The sequence below is a fragment of the Paenarthrobacter sp. NPDC089322 genome (assembly GCF_040684895.1).
Classification (GTDB): Bacteria; Actinomycetota; Actinomycetes; order Actinomycetales; family Micrococcaceae; genus Arthrobacter.
On the sequence record NZ_JBFBGW010000001.1, the window covers coordinates 423,551 to 439,226 of the forward strand.

11 protein-coding genes, 1 tRNA gene, 1 pseudogene and 1 riboswitch are annotated in these 15,676 nt (G+C 64.4%); of the genes and pseudogenes, 7 read left to right on the plus strand and 6 right to left on the minus strand.

All coding sequences use genetic code 11. The features are described from left to right. Positions 1-33: 33 nt before the first annotated feature. A complete protein-coding gene (locus tag AB0N65_RS02010) occupies positions 34-1,068 on the minus strand; it encodes a universal stress protein (protein ID WP_364156936.1) in 1,035 nt (344 codons plus the stop codon). 470 nt (positions 1,069-1,538) lie between these two features. On the opposite strand from AB0N65_RS02010, the gene AB0N65_RS02015 reads away from it, so the two are divergent. Further along, entirely contained in the window at positions 1,539-2,162 is a 624-nt protein-coding gene (locus AB0N65_RS02015; protein ID WP_364156939.1) for an FAD-dependent monooxygenase, read from the plus strand. Between the two features lie 98 nt (positions 2,163-2,260). Here AB0N65_RS02015 and AB0N65_RS02020 read toward each other — a convergent pair whose 3' ends face one another. Together AB0N65_RS02020 and AB0N65_RS02025 are read right to left on the minus strand one after the other, a co-directional pair. Continuing rightward, positions 2,261-3,049, minus strand: a complete 789-nt coding sequence (locus AB0N65_RS02020) for an NlpC/P60 family protein (RefSeq protein WP_364156942.1) — start codon at positions 3,047-3,049, stop codon at positions 2,261-2,263. Between the two features lie 3 nt (positions 3,050-3,052). Then, positions 3,053-3,245: riboswitch (cyclic di-AMP (ydaO/yuaA leader) on the minus strand. Between the two features lie 150 nt (positions 3,246-3,395). Next, on the minus strand, positions 3,396-4,028 hold the full coding sequence (locus AB0N65_RS02025; protein WP_364156945.1) for a copper resistance CopC family protein: 633 nt from the start codon (positions 4,026-4,028) through the stop codon (positions 3,396-3,398). A 113-nt stretch (positions 4,029-4,141) separates the two neighbouring features. Here AB0N65_RS02025 and AB0N65_RS02030 point away from each other — a divergent pair, with 113 nt between their 5' ends. From AB0N65_RS02030 to AB0N65_RS02055, 6 genes are all read left to right on the plus strand, one after another. Continuing rightward, on the plus strand, positions 4,142-5,584 hold the full coding sequence (locus AB0N65_RS02030) for an NCS2 family permease (protein WP_364156948.1): 1,443 nt from the start codon (positions 4,142-4,144) through the stop codon (positions 5,582-5,584). A gap of 146 nt (positions 5,585-5,730) precedes the next feature. Next, complete coding sequence (gene hutG / locus AB0N65_RS02035; RefSeq protein WP_364156951.1) at positions 5,731-6,681, plus strand: formimidoylglutamase; 951 nt, start codon at positions 5,731-5,733, stop codon at positions 6,679-6,681. Positions 6,682-6,745: 64 nt separating this feature from the next. Continuing rightward, on the plus strand, positions 6,746-7,276 hold the full coding sequence (locus AB0N65_RS02040) for a hypothetical protein (protein WP_364156954.1): 531 nt from the start codon (positions 6,746-6,748) through the stop codon (positions 7,274-7,276). A gap of 128 nt (positions 7,277-7,404) precedes the next feature. After that, positions 7,405-7,475, plus strand: a tRNA-Cys gene (locus AB0N65_RS02045). A gap of 163 nt (positions 7,476-7,638) precedes the next feature. After that, complete coding sequence (locus tag AB0N65_RS02050; protein ID WP_364156957.1) at positions 7,639-12,549, plus strand: NAD-glutamate dehydrogenase; 4,911 nt, start codon at positions 7,639-7,641, stop codon at positions 12,547-12,549. 93 nt (positions 12,550-12,642) lie between these two features. Next, positions 12,643-12,864 carry a hypothetical protein gene (locus tag AB0N65_RS02055; protein ID WP_364156960.1) on the plus strand — a complete coding sequence of 74 codons (222 nt, stop codon included), beginning with the start codon at positions 12,643-12,645 and terminating at the stop codon, positions 12,862-12,864. Positions 12,865-13,045: 181 nt separating this feature from the next. Here the strand turns inward: AB0N65_RS02055 and AB0N65_RS02060 are convergent, their stop codons facing one another. The 3 genes and pseudogenes from AB0N65_RS02060 to AB0N65_RS02070 all read right to left on the minus strand — a co-directional run. Continuing rightward, a complete protein-coding gene (locus AB0N65_RS02060; protein WP_364156963.1) occupies positions 13,046-13,294 on the minus strand; it encodes a hypothetical protein in 249 nt (82 codons plus the stop codon). A gap of 199 nt (positions 13,295-13,493) precedes the next feature. After that, positions 13,494-15,086, minus strand: a complete 1,593-nt coding sequence (gene hutH, locus AB0N65_RS02065; protein WP_364156966.1) for a histidine ammonia-lyase — start codon at positions 15,084-15,086, stop codon at positions 13,494-13,496. Positions 15,087-15,094: 8 nt separating this feature from the next. Continuing rightward, positions 15,095-15,676: pseudogene (locus AB0N65_RS02070) on the minus strand (urocanate hydratase); the annotation flags it as partial.

Below are 15,676 nucleotides of genomic sequence, written 5' to 3' on the forward strand. Positions count from 1 at the left end.
CTGCTGGCTTTCCATGTGGGCGGCGCGGGAACTTTAGGCCGCGCCGAGCATGGGCCCGAACTTGGGCCGGTCTGCGAGCCGCGGATCCTCACGATCAGGGACTACCAGCACCGGGCCTTTGGCATGGTGCAGTACGCCGTCGGACGTGGAACCCAGAAGCATCCCGGCGAAACCACCACGACCACGGGTTCCCAGGACCACTAGTTCCACACCACGGCTGGCCTCAACCAGGACATCCACGGGTGAACCATCCTTGAGATCCGTCTCCACCGTCAACTCAGGGAAATGGCTTCGCAGCCAAGCTACGCCCGCATCCAATTGAACTCTAATGTCCGCGAACAATGCGTCGCGGTCCAAGGGTGCAGGCACCCAGGCGAGCGAGCCACTGTATTGCGGAACGGCACAGATGACGCGGAGCTTGGCTCCCATCCGCTGGGCCTGCTCCGCTGCCTCAAGGACAGCGACCCGGGCCTGCTCGGAACCGTCCACGCCTACGGCCACGATATTTTCAACAGTGCGCGGGCCGGCCTTGGCATGCTCTGCCTTGATGTGTTTGTCCTCTGTGTTTTCGCCCAAGCGGTCGGCGCAATACAGCGGAACTGTCACGGTGGGGCATTTGGCGTGCGCGGGCAAAGCGCTGCTCACGGAACCCAGCAGGCGTCCCACGAAGCCGCCCCGGCCACGGCTGCCGAAGACGAGGAGCTCGGCATCCGCCGAGAGATCCAGCAGAACACCTGCTGCGTCTCCGTTCTCCACCGAAGCGTCCACATCGATGCCGTATCCGGCCACCTTGTCCATGGCCTGCTTAACGATCGCTTCCGCGCCCTCACGGATCACGGAATCGTCAACAGTGGCATAGCCGCCGTCCAAACCGGAGGCCGCGAAGATAGGAACTGAATAGGCCGTGACGATATGCAACGGACGCTGACGACGTTCCGCTTCGCGGGCCGCCCACACAAGGGCGCATTGACCGTGTTCGGAACCGTCGACTCCGACGACGATTCCACCGGGCGCTATGGCCTGGTCACCGTCCCGTGGTTCTTCAACGTGTCTACCGTGCTGGTCCATGGGGCCCGCCTCTCCACCTACTGCTTGATGTTCCGGCCATTCTGCCAGAGGTTCTCCTGACCGGTGATCCTCGCCGCATTGCTACAAATGGCCGGGGCCGAAGGAACGTTGGGTTTCTTCCTCCAATCCCCACTATTCTCGGTTGGCAAGGTCGAATCAAGGCGACTCTGTGCTATGTGCATAACGGTCAGGGCTCGGTTTCCAGAGCGGTTTCCAGGACCCTGCCCGTACCACGAAACACCCTCTGGATGCGGTCAGCCGCACGTCCCGGATTCCGCTCCGGATGAACAACCAAAACACGCTGAAGGGAAGGCTATCCATGGCAGAAAAAGTTGGGTAATGTTCGAGTCACCGAATGGCCGGCAAAGGTGTCCCAGGACACAAACCGGCCATTTATTTGCGGCCGCTTGGGGAACCCGGACGCTGTCCATGCGATGCCCCCGGGCACAACGTCAAGGAGGAACCAAGCAGTGTCATACGCGCCTGATTCCGGCACGGAACGTACCACTACCGTGGTCATCGGAGCCGGTCTTTCCGGCTTGGCAGTGGCCAGCGAACTGAGCCGCTACGGCGTGAACTCCATTGTGGTGGACGGGTTGGGAAGCCTTTCCGCAACGGCACCGTCCCTCCACACCGGAATGCTGCAACGCTGCGACGCCGCGGACCCCGCCGCGATGCAGGAACGCAACGAAATCCTCCGCCACCTGCGCAACTATGCCGCGAGCCATCAGCTGGATGTACGTAACACCACGCGGGCCGTTCGCCTGGACTTTCTCGGCGTCAGCGCTTCCGGGTCCTTTGAGCCCGCAGCACGCCAGTGGGCTGTGCACACGGCCAACGGCGTCTTGTTGGCGGACCACATTGTGGTGACGCGGTGCGCACAAAGCCAGCTTCGCCGGATGCTCACGGAGCTGGGAATCTCCATCGGCCAAAACTTCGTGGCAGCCATGCGGGCCGTCGGCATGCATTTGGTGGGTGTCGGGGAACTGGTCACGCCTTCTCCGAAGGAAGTACTCCGTCAGGCCAAGGCTGTGGGACAGGCAATCTCTTCCAGGGTGGCGCTTCCCGCAGGACCCGGCCTGGCCATGGTCTGAACCAAGTTCCCAGGCAAATTTTCAAGCAAGCTTAACCCCAAAGGCCGGTGCCTCCGACGACGTAAGTCGTTGAAGGCACCGGCCTTTGAACGTGAGGCTTAGGCGCCGGCGCGTACGTAGGTCAGGGGACCCGTTGCGGTGAGCCAGCTGATGGGGTGGATGCCCGTCTGGTTGCCGTTGATGCCACCGCTGATGGCCTGGCCGTTGCCGATGTAGATGGCAACGTGGCCGGACTGGACGATCATGTCACCCGGCTGGGGGTCGCTGACGACCTTGCCGTAGTTCATGAACTGCATGGGACCGAGGTCGCCAACCGGGATACCTGCCGAACCGAGGGCCTTCTCGACCATGGCGGTGCAGTCCTGGAAGATGCCGATCTGGGCGTAGGCCGAGGCAACCATGGCGGCGTTGACGCCACCGGCGGCCGGAGCTGCGGCAGCAGGAGCGGCCGGAGCCGGAGCGGTCGCAGTTGCGGTTGCCGTCGCCTTGGCCGGAGCGGCTGCGGCGGTGGTGGTGGCTGCAGCCTTCTTGGGTGCCGGAGCAGGGGCCGGCTTCTCGATGACCGGTGCAGCAACCGAGGCTACAGCAGGACGCTCGAAGTTGACGGTGGCCGTTGCAGCGGCGGTGACAACCTTGTTGGGGGCCTCGGAAACGGCCTGTGCCACCGTGGCGGGGCTGGAGTCGCGCTCCACAGGTGCCTGTGCCGGGGTCTCCGCTGCGTGGGCAGCAATGGAGCCGGTCAGGACGAGGCCCGAAGCTGCGGCGATAACAGCAGCCTGGCGGCCTGCACCCGAAGCGTTGCTGGCAACAGCCTTGGAGATGGAGATGAACGGATTGGGACGTGCGCTGTCCGCCTTACGACGGCCGCGAAGAATGCGTGAAGACATGAAAAAGCCTCTCCCGATGCCTGCGAGGTTAGCTGTCGGATTCGGATGGGAGTCACCCGGCCACTATCCCCCGCTGTTCAGCGGAAGCTTCGTGACTTCACCCCAAGGGCGCACTTGAAAGCGGCCCAAATTGGGTTCCCCGTCTCTGCCGTAGGTTTGTCTGCGAACGGATTCCGGACTGCGGCAGAGCTAGGCAATCAGGCCGGAAGTGCCCCGTACATGGATCGGGCACAGGTACTACCGTACGCGACGATCACGTCAAAGTCACATTTGAGTAACGAGAAGTTCAAGTTCCGCGTGTCGCGGTGACCGATTCGAGACCTTCGACGCTATGTAGAAAGTCCCGTCATTCCGCGGGATTATCGTCCTCGGCGTCATTCGCAGCCAGTTTCTTACGGGCGGTAACAGCGAGGAAGATCACGAGACCGACCGCCACGACCGCCAGGCCCACAATGCTCCAGGGGAAGGGCTGGGATGCGGCCGGTTCCGATTCGTTATTTTCCGCGCCGGGAGCCGCTGTTCCCGCCGTCGGCACCACGGCCGAAGAGGTGGCCGAAGCCGAGGGTGACGCACCCGCCGAACTGCCTCCCGTCGTCGTGCTTCCACCCGTGGCGGTGAACGTGAAGGTGCCCTCAATGGGGTGCGAGTCTGAGCTGACCACCCGCCAGGTCACGGTGTACTCCCCTGCCGGCGCCCCGGGGCGCAACTTTTGGACGGCTTGGTTGTCGATGATCTCAACCGCGCCGTCCGCCCAGTTCTCGCCGCCAGTGGTTACCGTGACCCCGGACCCGATGGCCAGCGGCGGGTTGTTGAAGGTAATGGAGACCGACGCCGGTACTTCCGTCACGCTGGCACCGTTCGCCGGAGCCGTGGACTCGGCGACGTCGTGGGCGGATGCCGGGGCGGCTGCGAACAGCAGCGCCGACACGAAAGCAAGGACAGCAACGACGGCGGCCTGGAGCGGGCGGATGGTACGCATGGGGCGGTTTCTCCTAGTGTTGGCTTCCTTACAGACTAGGCGAATTGCCAAGGCGTCCCGCATCGGCAGGCATAGGATTTGAGGGCACACTCCCCCGATCCCCGGAGACCTTCATGCTTAAACAAGGTTCTGCCATCGACCGCTACTTCAAGATCTCCGAACGAGGATCCACGTATTCAAGGGAAATCCGCGGCGGGTTCGCCACGTTCTTTGCCATGAGCTACATCGTGGTGCTGAACCCCCTGATCCTTTCCGGGGCCGATTCGAGCGGAGCGTCCCTCGGATTCACTGCGGTCGCGGCCACCACGGCGTTCGTGGCCGGCGTCCTGACCATCCTCATGGGCGCATGGGCCAAGCACCCGTTTGCCGTAGCAACAGGGCTGGGCGTCAACGCCTTCGTGGCGGTAACCGTAGCGTCTCACCCCGAGCTGACCTGGCCGGACATGATGGGCCTGGTGGTGCTCTCAGGCGTCACCATGCTGATCCTGGTGCTCACAGGGTTCCGCACCGCGGTGTTCAAGGCCGTGCCTGAGGCTCTGAAGACGGCAATCGTAGTGGGCATTGGCCTCTTCATCGCCCTGATCGGCCTGGTCAACGCAGGGTTTGTCCGCCGGATTCCCGACGCCGCGGGTACAACTGTTCCCCTCGGTCTCGGCGTGGATGGCAAGCTCATGGGCTGGCCCACGCTGGTGTTCGCCGTGGGTTTGATCCTGACCATCGCGTTGGTGGTCCGAAAGGTCCGCGGGGCTATCTTGATCGGCATCGTCGTGTCCACGGCCTTGGCCGCCATTCTCGAATTCACCCTGCACATCGGCCCGAGCTTTGATGGTGAGAAGGTCAACCCGCGCGGCTGGTCCCTCGTTGCGCCCACGTTTTCGGAGTGGGGCGCCCCGGACCTTTCCTTGATCGGAAAAGCCAACCCCTTCGGAGCCTTTGAGCACCTCGGCTTCATCGCCGCTGCGCTGCTGGCCTTCGTGATCCTCCTCAGCATCTTCTTCGACGCCATGGGCACCATGGTGGGCCTCGCCAACGAGGCCGGAACCGTCGACGAGCACGGCAACATTCCCAACGTGGACCGCGTCCTTCAGGTGGATGCCCTTGGCGCAATCGTGGGTGGTGGCGCGTCCGTGTCGTCCAACCAGATCTTTGTGGAATCCGGCGCGGGCATCGGCGAGGGTGCACGCACCGGCCTGGCTTCCATCGTTACGGGTGTGCTGTTCCTGGTGGCCATGTTCTTCACGCCCCTGATCAACCTGGTTCCTTTCGAGGCTGTTGCCCCCGCACTGGTGGTGGTCGGCTTCATGATGGTGTCCCAGGTAGGCAAGATCGACTGGCAGGACTGGGGCGTCGGTATCCCGGCGTTTCTGACCATCGCCCTCATGCCGTTCACCTACTCCATCGCCAACGGCCTGGGTGCGGGCTTCATTTCCTACGTCCTGATCCGCACGTTCCAAGGCCGCACCCGCGAAGTTCACCCGCTGATGTGGGCCGTGGCTGGCGCGTTCCTGCTCTTTTTCGGCATTGGAACCGTGGAGGAGCTGCTGGGGGTCAAGTAGCCCCTCGCCGAGATGGCACTTAATGACAATGTTTGGCCCGCGCATTGTCATTAAGTGCCATCTCGCGGGGAGGTGGATCTGAAATTCCAGACACCCGCCAGCCTTCCGCGCTCGTTTTGGCACACGGACTCAGGTGTGCTTAAAGCATGGAAACCAGCAGCCTCACCGTAGACGTCACCCCAACGCCGTGGACCGGCCGCTTCGATGGCGAGGGCGATGAGCACCGCCGCTGGTGGCAGGCCATAGCACCCCACACCGGGGCGGGCACCGCGACAGCCTCGCGTCCCGCCGTCGTGCTGGGTTTCTGCAGCGACGCAGGCGTACGACGCAACAAGGGCAGGGTTGGTGCCGCCGCGGCTCCCGCCGCCATCCGCAAGGCTCTCGGCCCCATGGCGTACCACCTGGACCGTGACGTGTTCGACGCCGGCGACGTAGTTGTGGAGGACGACTCGTTGGAGGCTGGCCAGGAGCGCGCCGGGCGCGCCATCGCGGGATTGCTCGACGACGGGAATCTCACCGTGGTGCTAGGCGGCGGGCACGAAACCGCGTTTGCCAGCTACCTTGGCGTTGCCGGTTCCGAGGCTGTGCGCAGTGGGAAGCGGCTGGGTGTCCTCAACCTCGATGCCCACTTTGACCTGCGCGATGAACCCACGCCGAGCTCGGGCACGCCGTTCCTGCAGATGGCCCGGGAGGAAGCCGTCGCCGGGCGGGAGCTGCAATATGGTGTGGTGGGTATCTCGGAACCCAACAACACGAGGACGCTCTTCGACACCGCCGACCGACTGGGCGTGAAGTACCTCCTGGACGAGGATTGCTCGGCCGAAGCCGTGGAAGCGTTCGTGGCCGATTTCCTGGCCGGCGTGGATGTGCTGTATTTGACGATCGATCTGGATGTGCTTCCGGCGTCGGTGGCTCCCGGCGTCAGCGCACCCGCGGCCTATGGCGTGCCCCTGCCCATCATCAACGCCGTCTGCAAGCAGGTTGCTGCGAGCGGCAAGCTCCTGCACGTGGACGTTGCCGAGCTGAATCCCGGGTTCGACGTTGATGCCCGCACGGCGAAAGTGGCTGCCCGGCTGGTGAACACGCTCCTGGCGTAGGTGTTTCGAGACCCTGTTCTTAGGCGACATCCTCCCCTTAGCCTGTGTGGAGGGAAGGATGTGGATGGGCGCAGTTCCTGTGCAGGACAAGTGGGCGTGGGCGGCCGGACCGGTGGCCGTTGCGTTGGGCCTCGTTGCGCACATCGTGTCCGGAGGCAGTGCCCCGGCAATTTCCGTACTGCTGGCCTTCGCCGCATTGTCGGCCTTGGCTGCGCAACTGGTTGCCCGATGGATCCACGGGCCCTTGTTGTTACTGCTCGTATGCGGCGCGGCCCAGCAATTGCTGTACTTCGGCTTCCTGGCGTTCGGGGGATCGTTTCCGGGCGTCGGCTTCCTGGATCACTTGCACAGGGGAGGCCAAGGGACAGTGGACGCAGACCGGGTTGATGCAGCGCCGGCGGAGACCGGGGCCGTTGGTACGCCGGACGTCGCCTCGACAGACACCGGCGCCGCCCACACGGGCGATCTGATGCTCTACACCCACACCACCGCTGCGATTCTCACCCTGTTGATCGCCTACGGCCTCTCAAAGTTGTCTGCCCGCGGCCAACGGACGGCCCCGTCACCGGCAGCAACCCGGGGCAACGTTCCGTAGCGTCGGACGCAACAGGAGGTAGCGCCGGACGCAATCTTCCGTCGTCCACCGCAACCTCCCGTAGCCCTGCGACCATCCGGGCAACAAACTTTGCCCTGCCACCGTCGGTGAACCTAGTGTCGTTGGCACGTGGTGTACCCAAGAGGCCAGGGAGCTGCCTGCAAAGCAGCGCACGCGGGTTCGAATCCCGCCACCACGTCATAGTGACGCCGTGGAAGCCGGTCCAACAAAAGGATCCACGGCGTCCAAGCCTTTACCGCCGGCCCCTCGCCAGCCATCATGAAATGAGGCACAGGGACCTCGCCGAGCCGCACTGTACGGCCGCTCCCTGGGCAGCCGAAAGGCAGCGGAGGCGCAGCACCATGTCACCCAGGATCGAGCCGGCAGACGGGTTCCTGACGGACTACTACGAACATGTGGCCGACGACGACGTTCGCAATTACACCCCCGAGACCCTCGTGGAGAGGGCCCGCTACCACCGTTCCCTGGCTGAACGCCGTGAGCCCGGGCAAGCGGTGATCGGGGTCCTCCACGAGGCAGATGCGAGCGTCGTGGCAATCGTCACCGACGACATGCCATACCTGCTCCCCTCGGTTACTGCCGACATCGCGCGTGACACCGCTGCCATCCGGCTCCTGGTCCACCCCACCTTCGGCGTCACCCGGGACCCGGCCACCAACCGCCTGACTGAGATCCATAGGGGACCGCACCGCACGGCGCTACCCACCGGCGTCGAACCTTCCGCTGCGAACGGCCCTGCGGAGCCGGTTGCCACCGGGTTGGAGTACGACGGCGGACCGCTCACCGAAGCGTGGTTGGCGGTCGAAATTCCGCGGCTCCCGGATGAGGCGAGCGCGGACCGGCTGATTGGCCGGTTGCAAGCCGTCCTTAACGATGTCCGGGCGGTCGCAGAGGATTCGCCGGCCATCCAAGAGGAACTCGAGCGTGAGGTAGCCGGGTTGGACGGACCCGCAGCCACGGACCGCTCCGCCCGGGAAGCACAGGAGTTGTTGCGGTGGCTTGGCGAGGGGAACTTCGTCTTTTTGGGGTATCGCAGCGCCGGCCCGGATGGTCATGAGGCCCGCAGCGGGCTGGGGTTGCTGCGGAATGGTGCCCGGCCTGAGCTGCCGCCGGTCCAGGAAAAATTGCCTTCACTCACGCTCACCAAATCCACGGTGCGTTCCTCCATCCTCCGCCGTTCGTACCTCGACGAGATCACCCTGCTCACCGCACACCCCGGCGGCGCGGCTACCAACACGTTCGTGGGCCTGTTCTCCCCGAGTTCCACGGCGCGCTCGGCGCAACAGATCCCCGTCATCCGGGACACCGTTGAGGAAGTCATGAGGGCGTTCGGGTATCGTCCGGATTCGCCCCACGGCAAGGAGCTGCTGGGGGTCCTGGAGGCGTATCCGCGGGATGAGCTCTTTCACATTGAGCCGCAGCAACTGGTCCTGCATGCCCGGGAGATCCTGCGCCTGCACGAGCGGCACAGCACACGGCTCTTCCTGCGACCGGACTCCTACGGCCGGTTCATGACGGCCCTGGTGTTCCTGCCGCGGCGCCGCTACACCACGGCCGTCAGGCTCAACATCGAGCGCGAGTTGAGGGAGGCTTTCGGCTCCGATGCCATCGAGTTCGAGCTCCGCCTCGGCGAATCCGTCATGGCGCGCGTGTTCTTCCGGATCCTGTTGCCGGCAGCCACAGCGGAAGGTGGGACTCCCGCCGTCGTCGATGCTGCCGTGCTGAATTCCACGGTCCTTGAGCAGCGGATCATCGCCGCCACAAGGTCCTGGGCCGAAGGCCTGGACGAGGCGCTGCAGGCAAGGTTCCCGCGGGAGGAGGCCGCCCGGCTTCTGGGTCAATGGGCCGCAGCGTTCCCCGCGAGCTACAAAGCCGATTACGAGGTGGAGGACGCGGTTGAGGACATCGGGAAATTCGAGAGCTTCCAGGCCGCAACCTCCGGCGCACGCGAACCTGATCCTCTGCTGACCGTTTACAGGCGCCCCGGCACCGCTGTCCTGACCGAGGATGCCCGGATCCGCCTTTACTTGACGCGCCCCCAAAGCCTCACCCAGATCCTGCCGTTCTTCCACAACCTGGGATTGAAGGTCCTGGACCAGCGGCCGTTCGATGTACAACGGGCTGACGGGCGGCAGTTCTTCTTGTACGACCTCGGACTGAAATACCCGCGCGGGGTGGACCCCGTTGCCACAGGCGCCCTCCTGGCGGATGCGTTCAGCGCTGCCATGCGCGGGGATGCGGAGTCGGACGCCTTGGACGCGTTGGTGATCCGGGAGGGCATCGACTGGCGCAGCGTGGCAATCCTGAGGGCGTACGCGAAGTACCTCCGGCAGTTGGGAAGCACCAACTCGTACGGGTTCATTGCCGATACGCTGCGCCAAAACCCCACAGCCACCCATGCCCTGCTGGAGCTGTTCGAGGCGAAGTTCAACCCGGACAGCTTCACACCCGATCTCTTTGACCCGGGGTTCATGGATCCGGGGCCCGCCAACTCCGGCGTACCGGAAGGGGACGTCTTCGAGAACGGCACCAGCGAACTCAGCCACCGGACCCAGGCTGTCCACGCAGCCCGGAAGAAGCTCGCCGAAGCCATCGACGCCGTCCCCGTCCTTGACGCCGACCGCTTGCTTCGGTCGCTCGCAAGCCTGGTGGAAGCCACCCTCCGCACCAACTTCTACCTGGAGAAGCCGTACATCAGCTTCAAGCTCAACCCTTCAAGCATCCCGGCCGCCCCTCTGCCCCGGCCGAAGTTCGAGATCTGGGTCTACGCGCCCCAGGTCGAAGGGGTCCACTTGCGTTTTGGCCCGATAGCTCGTGGGGGCCTGCGCTGGTCGGATAGGCGGGAAGACTTCCGCACCGAGGTCCTGGGCCTGGTCAAAGCGCAGACAGTCAAGAACGCTGTCATTGTGCCCACCGGCGCCAAGGGTGGATTCTTTCCCAAGCGGCTACCGGACGCTGCCGAAGACCGTGCGGGCTGGCTCGCAGAGGGACAGGAAAGCTACCGGACTTTCATCCGCGGCCTGCTGGACGTCACGGACAACCTCGTGCCGGATCCCGACGGCGGCAGCAGCGGCCGCGTTGTGGCGCCGCCCCGCGTGGTGCGGCACGACGGCGACGACTACTACCTCGTCGTCGCTGCGGACAAGGGAACCGCGGCTTTCTCGGACATCGCCAACGCCTTGGCTGCGGAGTATGGCTTCTGGCTCGGTGACGCGTTCGCTTCCGGCGGCTCAGTGGGCTACGACCACAAGCAGATGGGCATTACCGCCCGTGGAGCATGGGAATCCGTGCGCCACCACTTCAGCGAACTCCTGATCGACTCCCGGGCTGAAGATTTCACAGTGGTGGGCATCGGCGATATGAGCGGGGACGTCTTCGGCAACGGAATGCTGCTGTCCAACCACATCAAGCTTGTGGCGGCGTTCGACCATCGGCACATCTTCCTGGACCCCACACCGGATCCGGCGGCCTCCTACGCGGAGCGGGAGCGGCTCTTCAAACTGCCCCGCTCCTCCTGGGCCGATTACGACCCGCAAAAACTCAGCCCTGGCGGCGGGGTCTTCTCCCGCACGGAAAAATCGATCGCGCTCACCCAGGAAGTCCGGCTCGCCTTGGGGATCGAGGAAAGTACGACGGCGATGAGCCCGCCGGAGCTGCTGCGCGCCATCCTCACAGCGCCCGTTGATCTCCTGTACAACGGCGGAATCGGCACCTACATCAAGGCGTCCACGGAGTCCCATGCCGACGTCGGGGATAAATCCAATGACGCCATCCGGGTGGATGCCGCACAGCTACGGACCCACATTATTGCCGAGGGCGGGAACCTGGGCGTCACCCAGCGGGGAAGGATCGAGGCCGCACTTGCCGGCGTCCTGGTCAACACTGACGCCATAGACAACTCTGCCGGGGTGGATTGCTCGGACCACGAGGTGAACATCAAGATCTTCCTGGACCGCATGATCTCGGCGGGCAGGATGTCCGCGGCTGAAAGGACGGGATTCCTCCACTCGCTTCAGGGCGAGGTGGGGCGGCTCGTGTTGAAAACCAACGATGACCAGAATGTCCTGCTCTTGAATGACAAACAACTGGCCCTCGAATGGAGCCCCAGCTTCGAACGGACCATGGACTGGCTGGAAGCCGTCATCGGTTTGAACCGTCAACTCGAATACCTCCCCAGTAACCAAGAGCTCCGGGCGCGTGTGCTCACGGGCAAGGGATTGACCACGCCCGAGCTCGCCGTGCTGGCGGCGTACGCGAAGATCGAGCTTGCCCGGGAACTCACCGACGGCGGACTCGCCGACGACCCCTGGTTCTCGCAGACGCTCCACGACTATTTCCCCAAGCAGGTTTCAGAACGGTTCGGCGAACACCTTGCCACGCATCCCCTGCGCAGGGAGATCGTGGCTACCGTGGTGGCCAACGACATGATCAACATGGGCGGAATCTCCTTCGCTTTCCGGGCCATGGAGGAGACCACGGTGTCTGCTGGAGCCGTGGCGCGTGCCTTCGTGGTGATGCGGCACATCTGGGACTTCGACTCCGTCATGGGGGCAATAGCAAAGGTTCCCGCGAACACACCGAGCGAGCACGGAGCCGCCGTCGCTCTGGACATGAGGCGGTTGCTGGACCGCTCGGTCCGCTGGTACGTGACGCATGACTTCCGTGACAAGCCCGTGGCCGATGCCTTGGGCAGGCTCGAACGGCCCATGTCCGTGATGCGGGCCGGCTTCACCCGGTTCCTGCACGGCATCAATCTCGCCTACTCGCAGGAGCGCCTTGCCTACACGGATTCAGTCGGCATTCCCCACGCTCTGGGTGTCCGGGCTTCCGAGCTGCTGGTCAGCTACGGCTTGCTGGACATTTCCGCGATCGCCGAGGAACTGCAGGAGCCGGTGGACGCTGTGGCCGAGGTGTACTTCGCCGTGTTTGAAAGGATCTCAGCCATCCCCCTCCTACAGCACATCACCATGCTCCCCCGGGACACGCACTGGGAATCGCTGGCCCGGGCAGCACTTCGTGACGACATGTACCTTGTCCTGGCTGACATGACCAAGGCCGTGGTGAGGCATACCCCGCGGTCCTCGGCTGCGGCATCGGACCCGGTGGAGCGGATCGTCGATTGGGAACGCGGGAATATTGAGCAACTGACACGGATCCAGGAGACCATCCAGGAAGCCATCAAACCCGGGCCGGTGGATATCGCGGCGCTCTCGGTGGCGGTTAAGTTACTCCGCGCCATGGTGCGCCGGTAACCGGTTTCTGCCAGTCATCTTACAAATTTTCTGACAGCAGGCCCTATAATTGATGGGTCGCCCTCGCATGCGGCAAGTAATAGGAGGCCCCCAATGACCCCTGCAGTGATTGCAGAACGCGAAATTCGTTTGTCCTTTTCCCAGGCGAACGAGATCCACGACGGACTCGACCGCGCCGTGGATGCCCTGATTGAAAGCGCAGCAGCCGACGCTAACTGCGGCATTCTGGTGACCCGGCACGAGCCCGGCACCTACACCGTGGCGCTGGACGAATCCGTTCCCTTCGGCCAGACCCACGAGGTCCTCGCCGCCTGATTGTCCACTGGCATTTCCTGGCAGCGAAGCCAAAAACCGGGGCCCGCCCCCTTTCCGCCACTACTACCTGCGGAAAGGGAACGGGCCCCGTTTCTGTTAACGCTGTGCCCACCCAAGTAGGTCGCAATTGTGCGCGTTTTGAGAGCTCAAAACGCGCACTAATGCGACCTAGTTGGGCTGCTTAGGCGCGGCGGAGGGTCACTCCGTCGGACTTCATGAAGAGTTCCTTGCCTTCCTCGGTGACCCCCGGGCCCGAATGCTCAAGCCACACCACGTTTCCGCTGCTGGAGACTTCCTCGATCCGACCGGTGGCGATCACGTGGGCATACTTGACCACTTCCACCTGCTCCCCGACCTTGAGCTGCCGCCAGTCGGATACCTTAGCCGAGTGAGCGTTTCGCCTGGACAGGACTGCTCCGCGTGCCTTCATTGAACTTCTACCCCTTTGTGGATGTTCGCTGTTGTGTATTGAGTTGTTAAAACAGTTGACCGTCAAGCCCACGACATCGTTGGCGTGGACGTGACGTACACCATAAGTTCTACTACATTTGCCGCGCCCCGGACGTTGCGTTGCGAACAAAGTCCGGGGCGTGACAAATTTGCGCCTCACATGAGGCATTTATTCGACGTCAGGCCAAAACCCCGACGGCGGATTCGGCAGCCGCGCGAACGGCACCGGAGCCAACCAAACGGTCAGCCGCTTCCAGTTCCGGCGACAGGAACCGATCGGTTCCCGGTCCCTGAACCACTCCACGAAGCACCTCAAGCACTGCCGTGCCGGCAGGACCCGGCGTGAGTTCGCCGTCGGACAGCTGCGTACGCATGTCGATGGCGCGGGCGCTGGTGACAAGCTCGACGGCGAGCACCCGCCTGAGGTTCTCCACGGCCTTGCGCAGCTTCCGGGCAGCGTGCCAGCCCATGGACACGTGGTCTTCCTGCATGGCGGAGCTCGGGATGGAGTCCACGGACGCCGGAACGGCAAGGCGCTTGTTGTCCGAGACCAGGCCTGCCTGCGTGTACTGGGCAATCATGAGACCGGAGTCCACGCCCGGATCGGCAGCAAGGAAGGCCGGGAGCCCGTGCGAACGGGCCGGATCCAGCATGCGGTCCGTGCGACGCTCGGCGATGGAACTGAGGTCTGCAACGGCAATGGCCAGGAAGTCCAGCACGTAGGCCACGGGAGCGCCGTGGAAGTTGCCGTTGGACGTGACGCGGCCATCCGGAAGGACCACCGGATTGTCGATCGCAGCGGCGAGCTCACGGGAGGCCACCAGAGCAGCGTGGTCCACGGTGTCGCGCACGGCACCTGCAACCTGGGGTGCGCAACGCAGCGAGTACGCGTCCTGGACCTTGGTGTCGTTGACCCGGTGCGATGCCACGATCGGCGAGTTGGACAGCACCCGGAGCATGTTGTCCGCACTGGCGGCCTGGCCCGGATGCGGACGCAGGGCTGCGTGCAGCTCGGGGAGGAACACCTGGTCCGTGCCGAGCAGGGCCTCAACGCTCAGTGCGGCGGTGACATCCGCCGTTGCAAGCAGCATACGAAGGTCGGCGATGGCCATGAGAAGCATGCCGAGCATGCCCTCGGTGCCGTTGACGAGGGCCAGGCCCTCCTTCTCTGCCAGCGTGACCGGTTCGATGCCGTGCTGCGCGAGCAGCTCAGCAACAGATGCCTTGCCCTCGGCGCCGTACAGTTCGCCGTCGGGACCGGTTGCTTCACCTTCGCCCATCAGCACCAGGGCGCAGTGGGACAGCGGTGCGAGGTCGCCGGAGCAGCCGAGCGAACCGAACTCGCGGACCACCGGGGTAATCCCTGCGTTGAGGACGTCCACCATGGTCTGCAGGACCACGGGACGGACACCGGTGCGGCCGGATGCCAGGGTCTTGGCGCGGAGGAACATGATGCCGCGGATGACTTCGCGCTCCACGGCCGGGCCCATGCCGGCAGCGTGGCTACGAATGAGCGACTTCTGCAGCTGTGTGCGGAGCTCGTTGGGGATGTGGCGGTTGGCCAGCGCGCCGAAGCCGGTGGAGATGCCGTACGCCGGGACCTCGCTGGTGGCCAGGCCGTCAATGTGGGCGCGGACCTTCGCAACGGTGTCCAGGGCTTCCGGGGAGATGGTCACCTTGGCGTCGTGGCGTGCGACGGCGACAACGTCTTCCGGGGTTACGCCGCTGGAGCCGAGGGTGACGGTGAGCGGTTGGTGGGTTGTGAGAGTCACTTTGTTGCCTACTTGCTTTCTGGGGCCACGCCGGCGAGGGACCCGGCCTGAGCTTGCGAAGGCTGGGAGCCGGTGGGGATCATGGGGATGCGGACGCCGCGTTCGTGGGCGACATCGATGGCGCGGTCGTAGCCGGCGTCGGCGTGGCGGATGACGCCCATGCCGGGGTCGTTGGTCAGCAGCGCGGTCAGCTTCGCCGCGGCGAGTTCGGTGCCGTCGGCCACGGAGACCTGCCCGGTGTGGATGGACCGGCCGATCCCGACCCCGCCGCCGTGGTGGATCGAGACCCACGTTGCGCCCGAGGACGCCGCGGTCAGGGCGTTCAGCAGCGGCCAGTCAGCGATCGCGTCCGAGCCGTCCTTCATCGCCTCGGTCTCCCGGTACGGGGACGCCACGGAACCGGAGTCCAGGTGGTCACGGCCGATCACGATCGGGGCCTTGACCTTGCCCTCGGCCACAAGCTGGTTGAACAGCAGCCCGGCCTTATGCCGCTCACCGTACCCGAGCCAGCAAATCCTTGCCGGCAGGCCTTCGAACTCCACCCGTTCCTGGGCGGCGTCGATCCACTTGTGCAGGTGCTTGTTCTCCGG

What these genes read in the sequence shown, in the direction of transcription:
- AB0N65_RS02010 (WP_364156936.1), bottom strand. Translation starts at nt 1,068, where the DNA reads ATGGACCAGCACGGTAGACACGTTGAAGAACCACGGGACGGTGACCAG.
- AB0N65_RS02030 (WP_364156948.1), top strand. Translation starts at nt 4,142, where the DNA reads ATGCTTAAACAAGGTTCTGCCATCGACCGCTACTTCAAGATCTCCGAA.
- AB0N65_RS02060 (WP_364156963.1), bottom strand. Translation starts at nt 13,294, where the DNA reads ATGAAGGCACGCGGAGCAGTCCTGTCCAGGCGAAACGCTCACTCGGCT.
- AB0N65_RS02025 (WP_364156945.1), bottom strand. Translation starts at nt 4,028, where the DNA reads ATGCGTACCATCCGCCCGCTCCAGGCCGCCGTCGTTGCTGTCCTTGCT.
- AB0N65_RS02055 (WP_364156960.1), top strand. Translation starts at nt 12,643, where the DNA reads ATGACCCCTGCAGTGATTGCAGAACGCGAAATTCGTTTGTCCTTTTCC.
- AB0N65_RS02040 (WP_364156954.1), top strand. Translation starts at nt 6,746, where the DNA reads ATGGGCGCAGTTCCTGTGCAGGACAAGTGGGCGTGGGCGGCCGGACCG.
- AB0N65_RS02020 (WP_364156942.1), bottom strand. Translation starts at nt 3,049, where the DNA reads ATGTCTTCACGCATTCTTCGCGGCCGTCGTAAGGCGGACAGCGCACGT.
- hutG (WP_364156951.1), top strand. Translation starts at nt 5,731, where the DNA reads ATGGAAACCAGCAGCCTCACCGTAGACGTCACCCCAACGCCGTGGACC.
- AB0N65_RS02050 (WP_364156957.1), top strand. Translation starts at nt 7,639, where the DNA reads ATGTCACCCAGGATCGAGCCGGCAGACGGGTTCCTGACGGACTACTAC.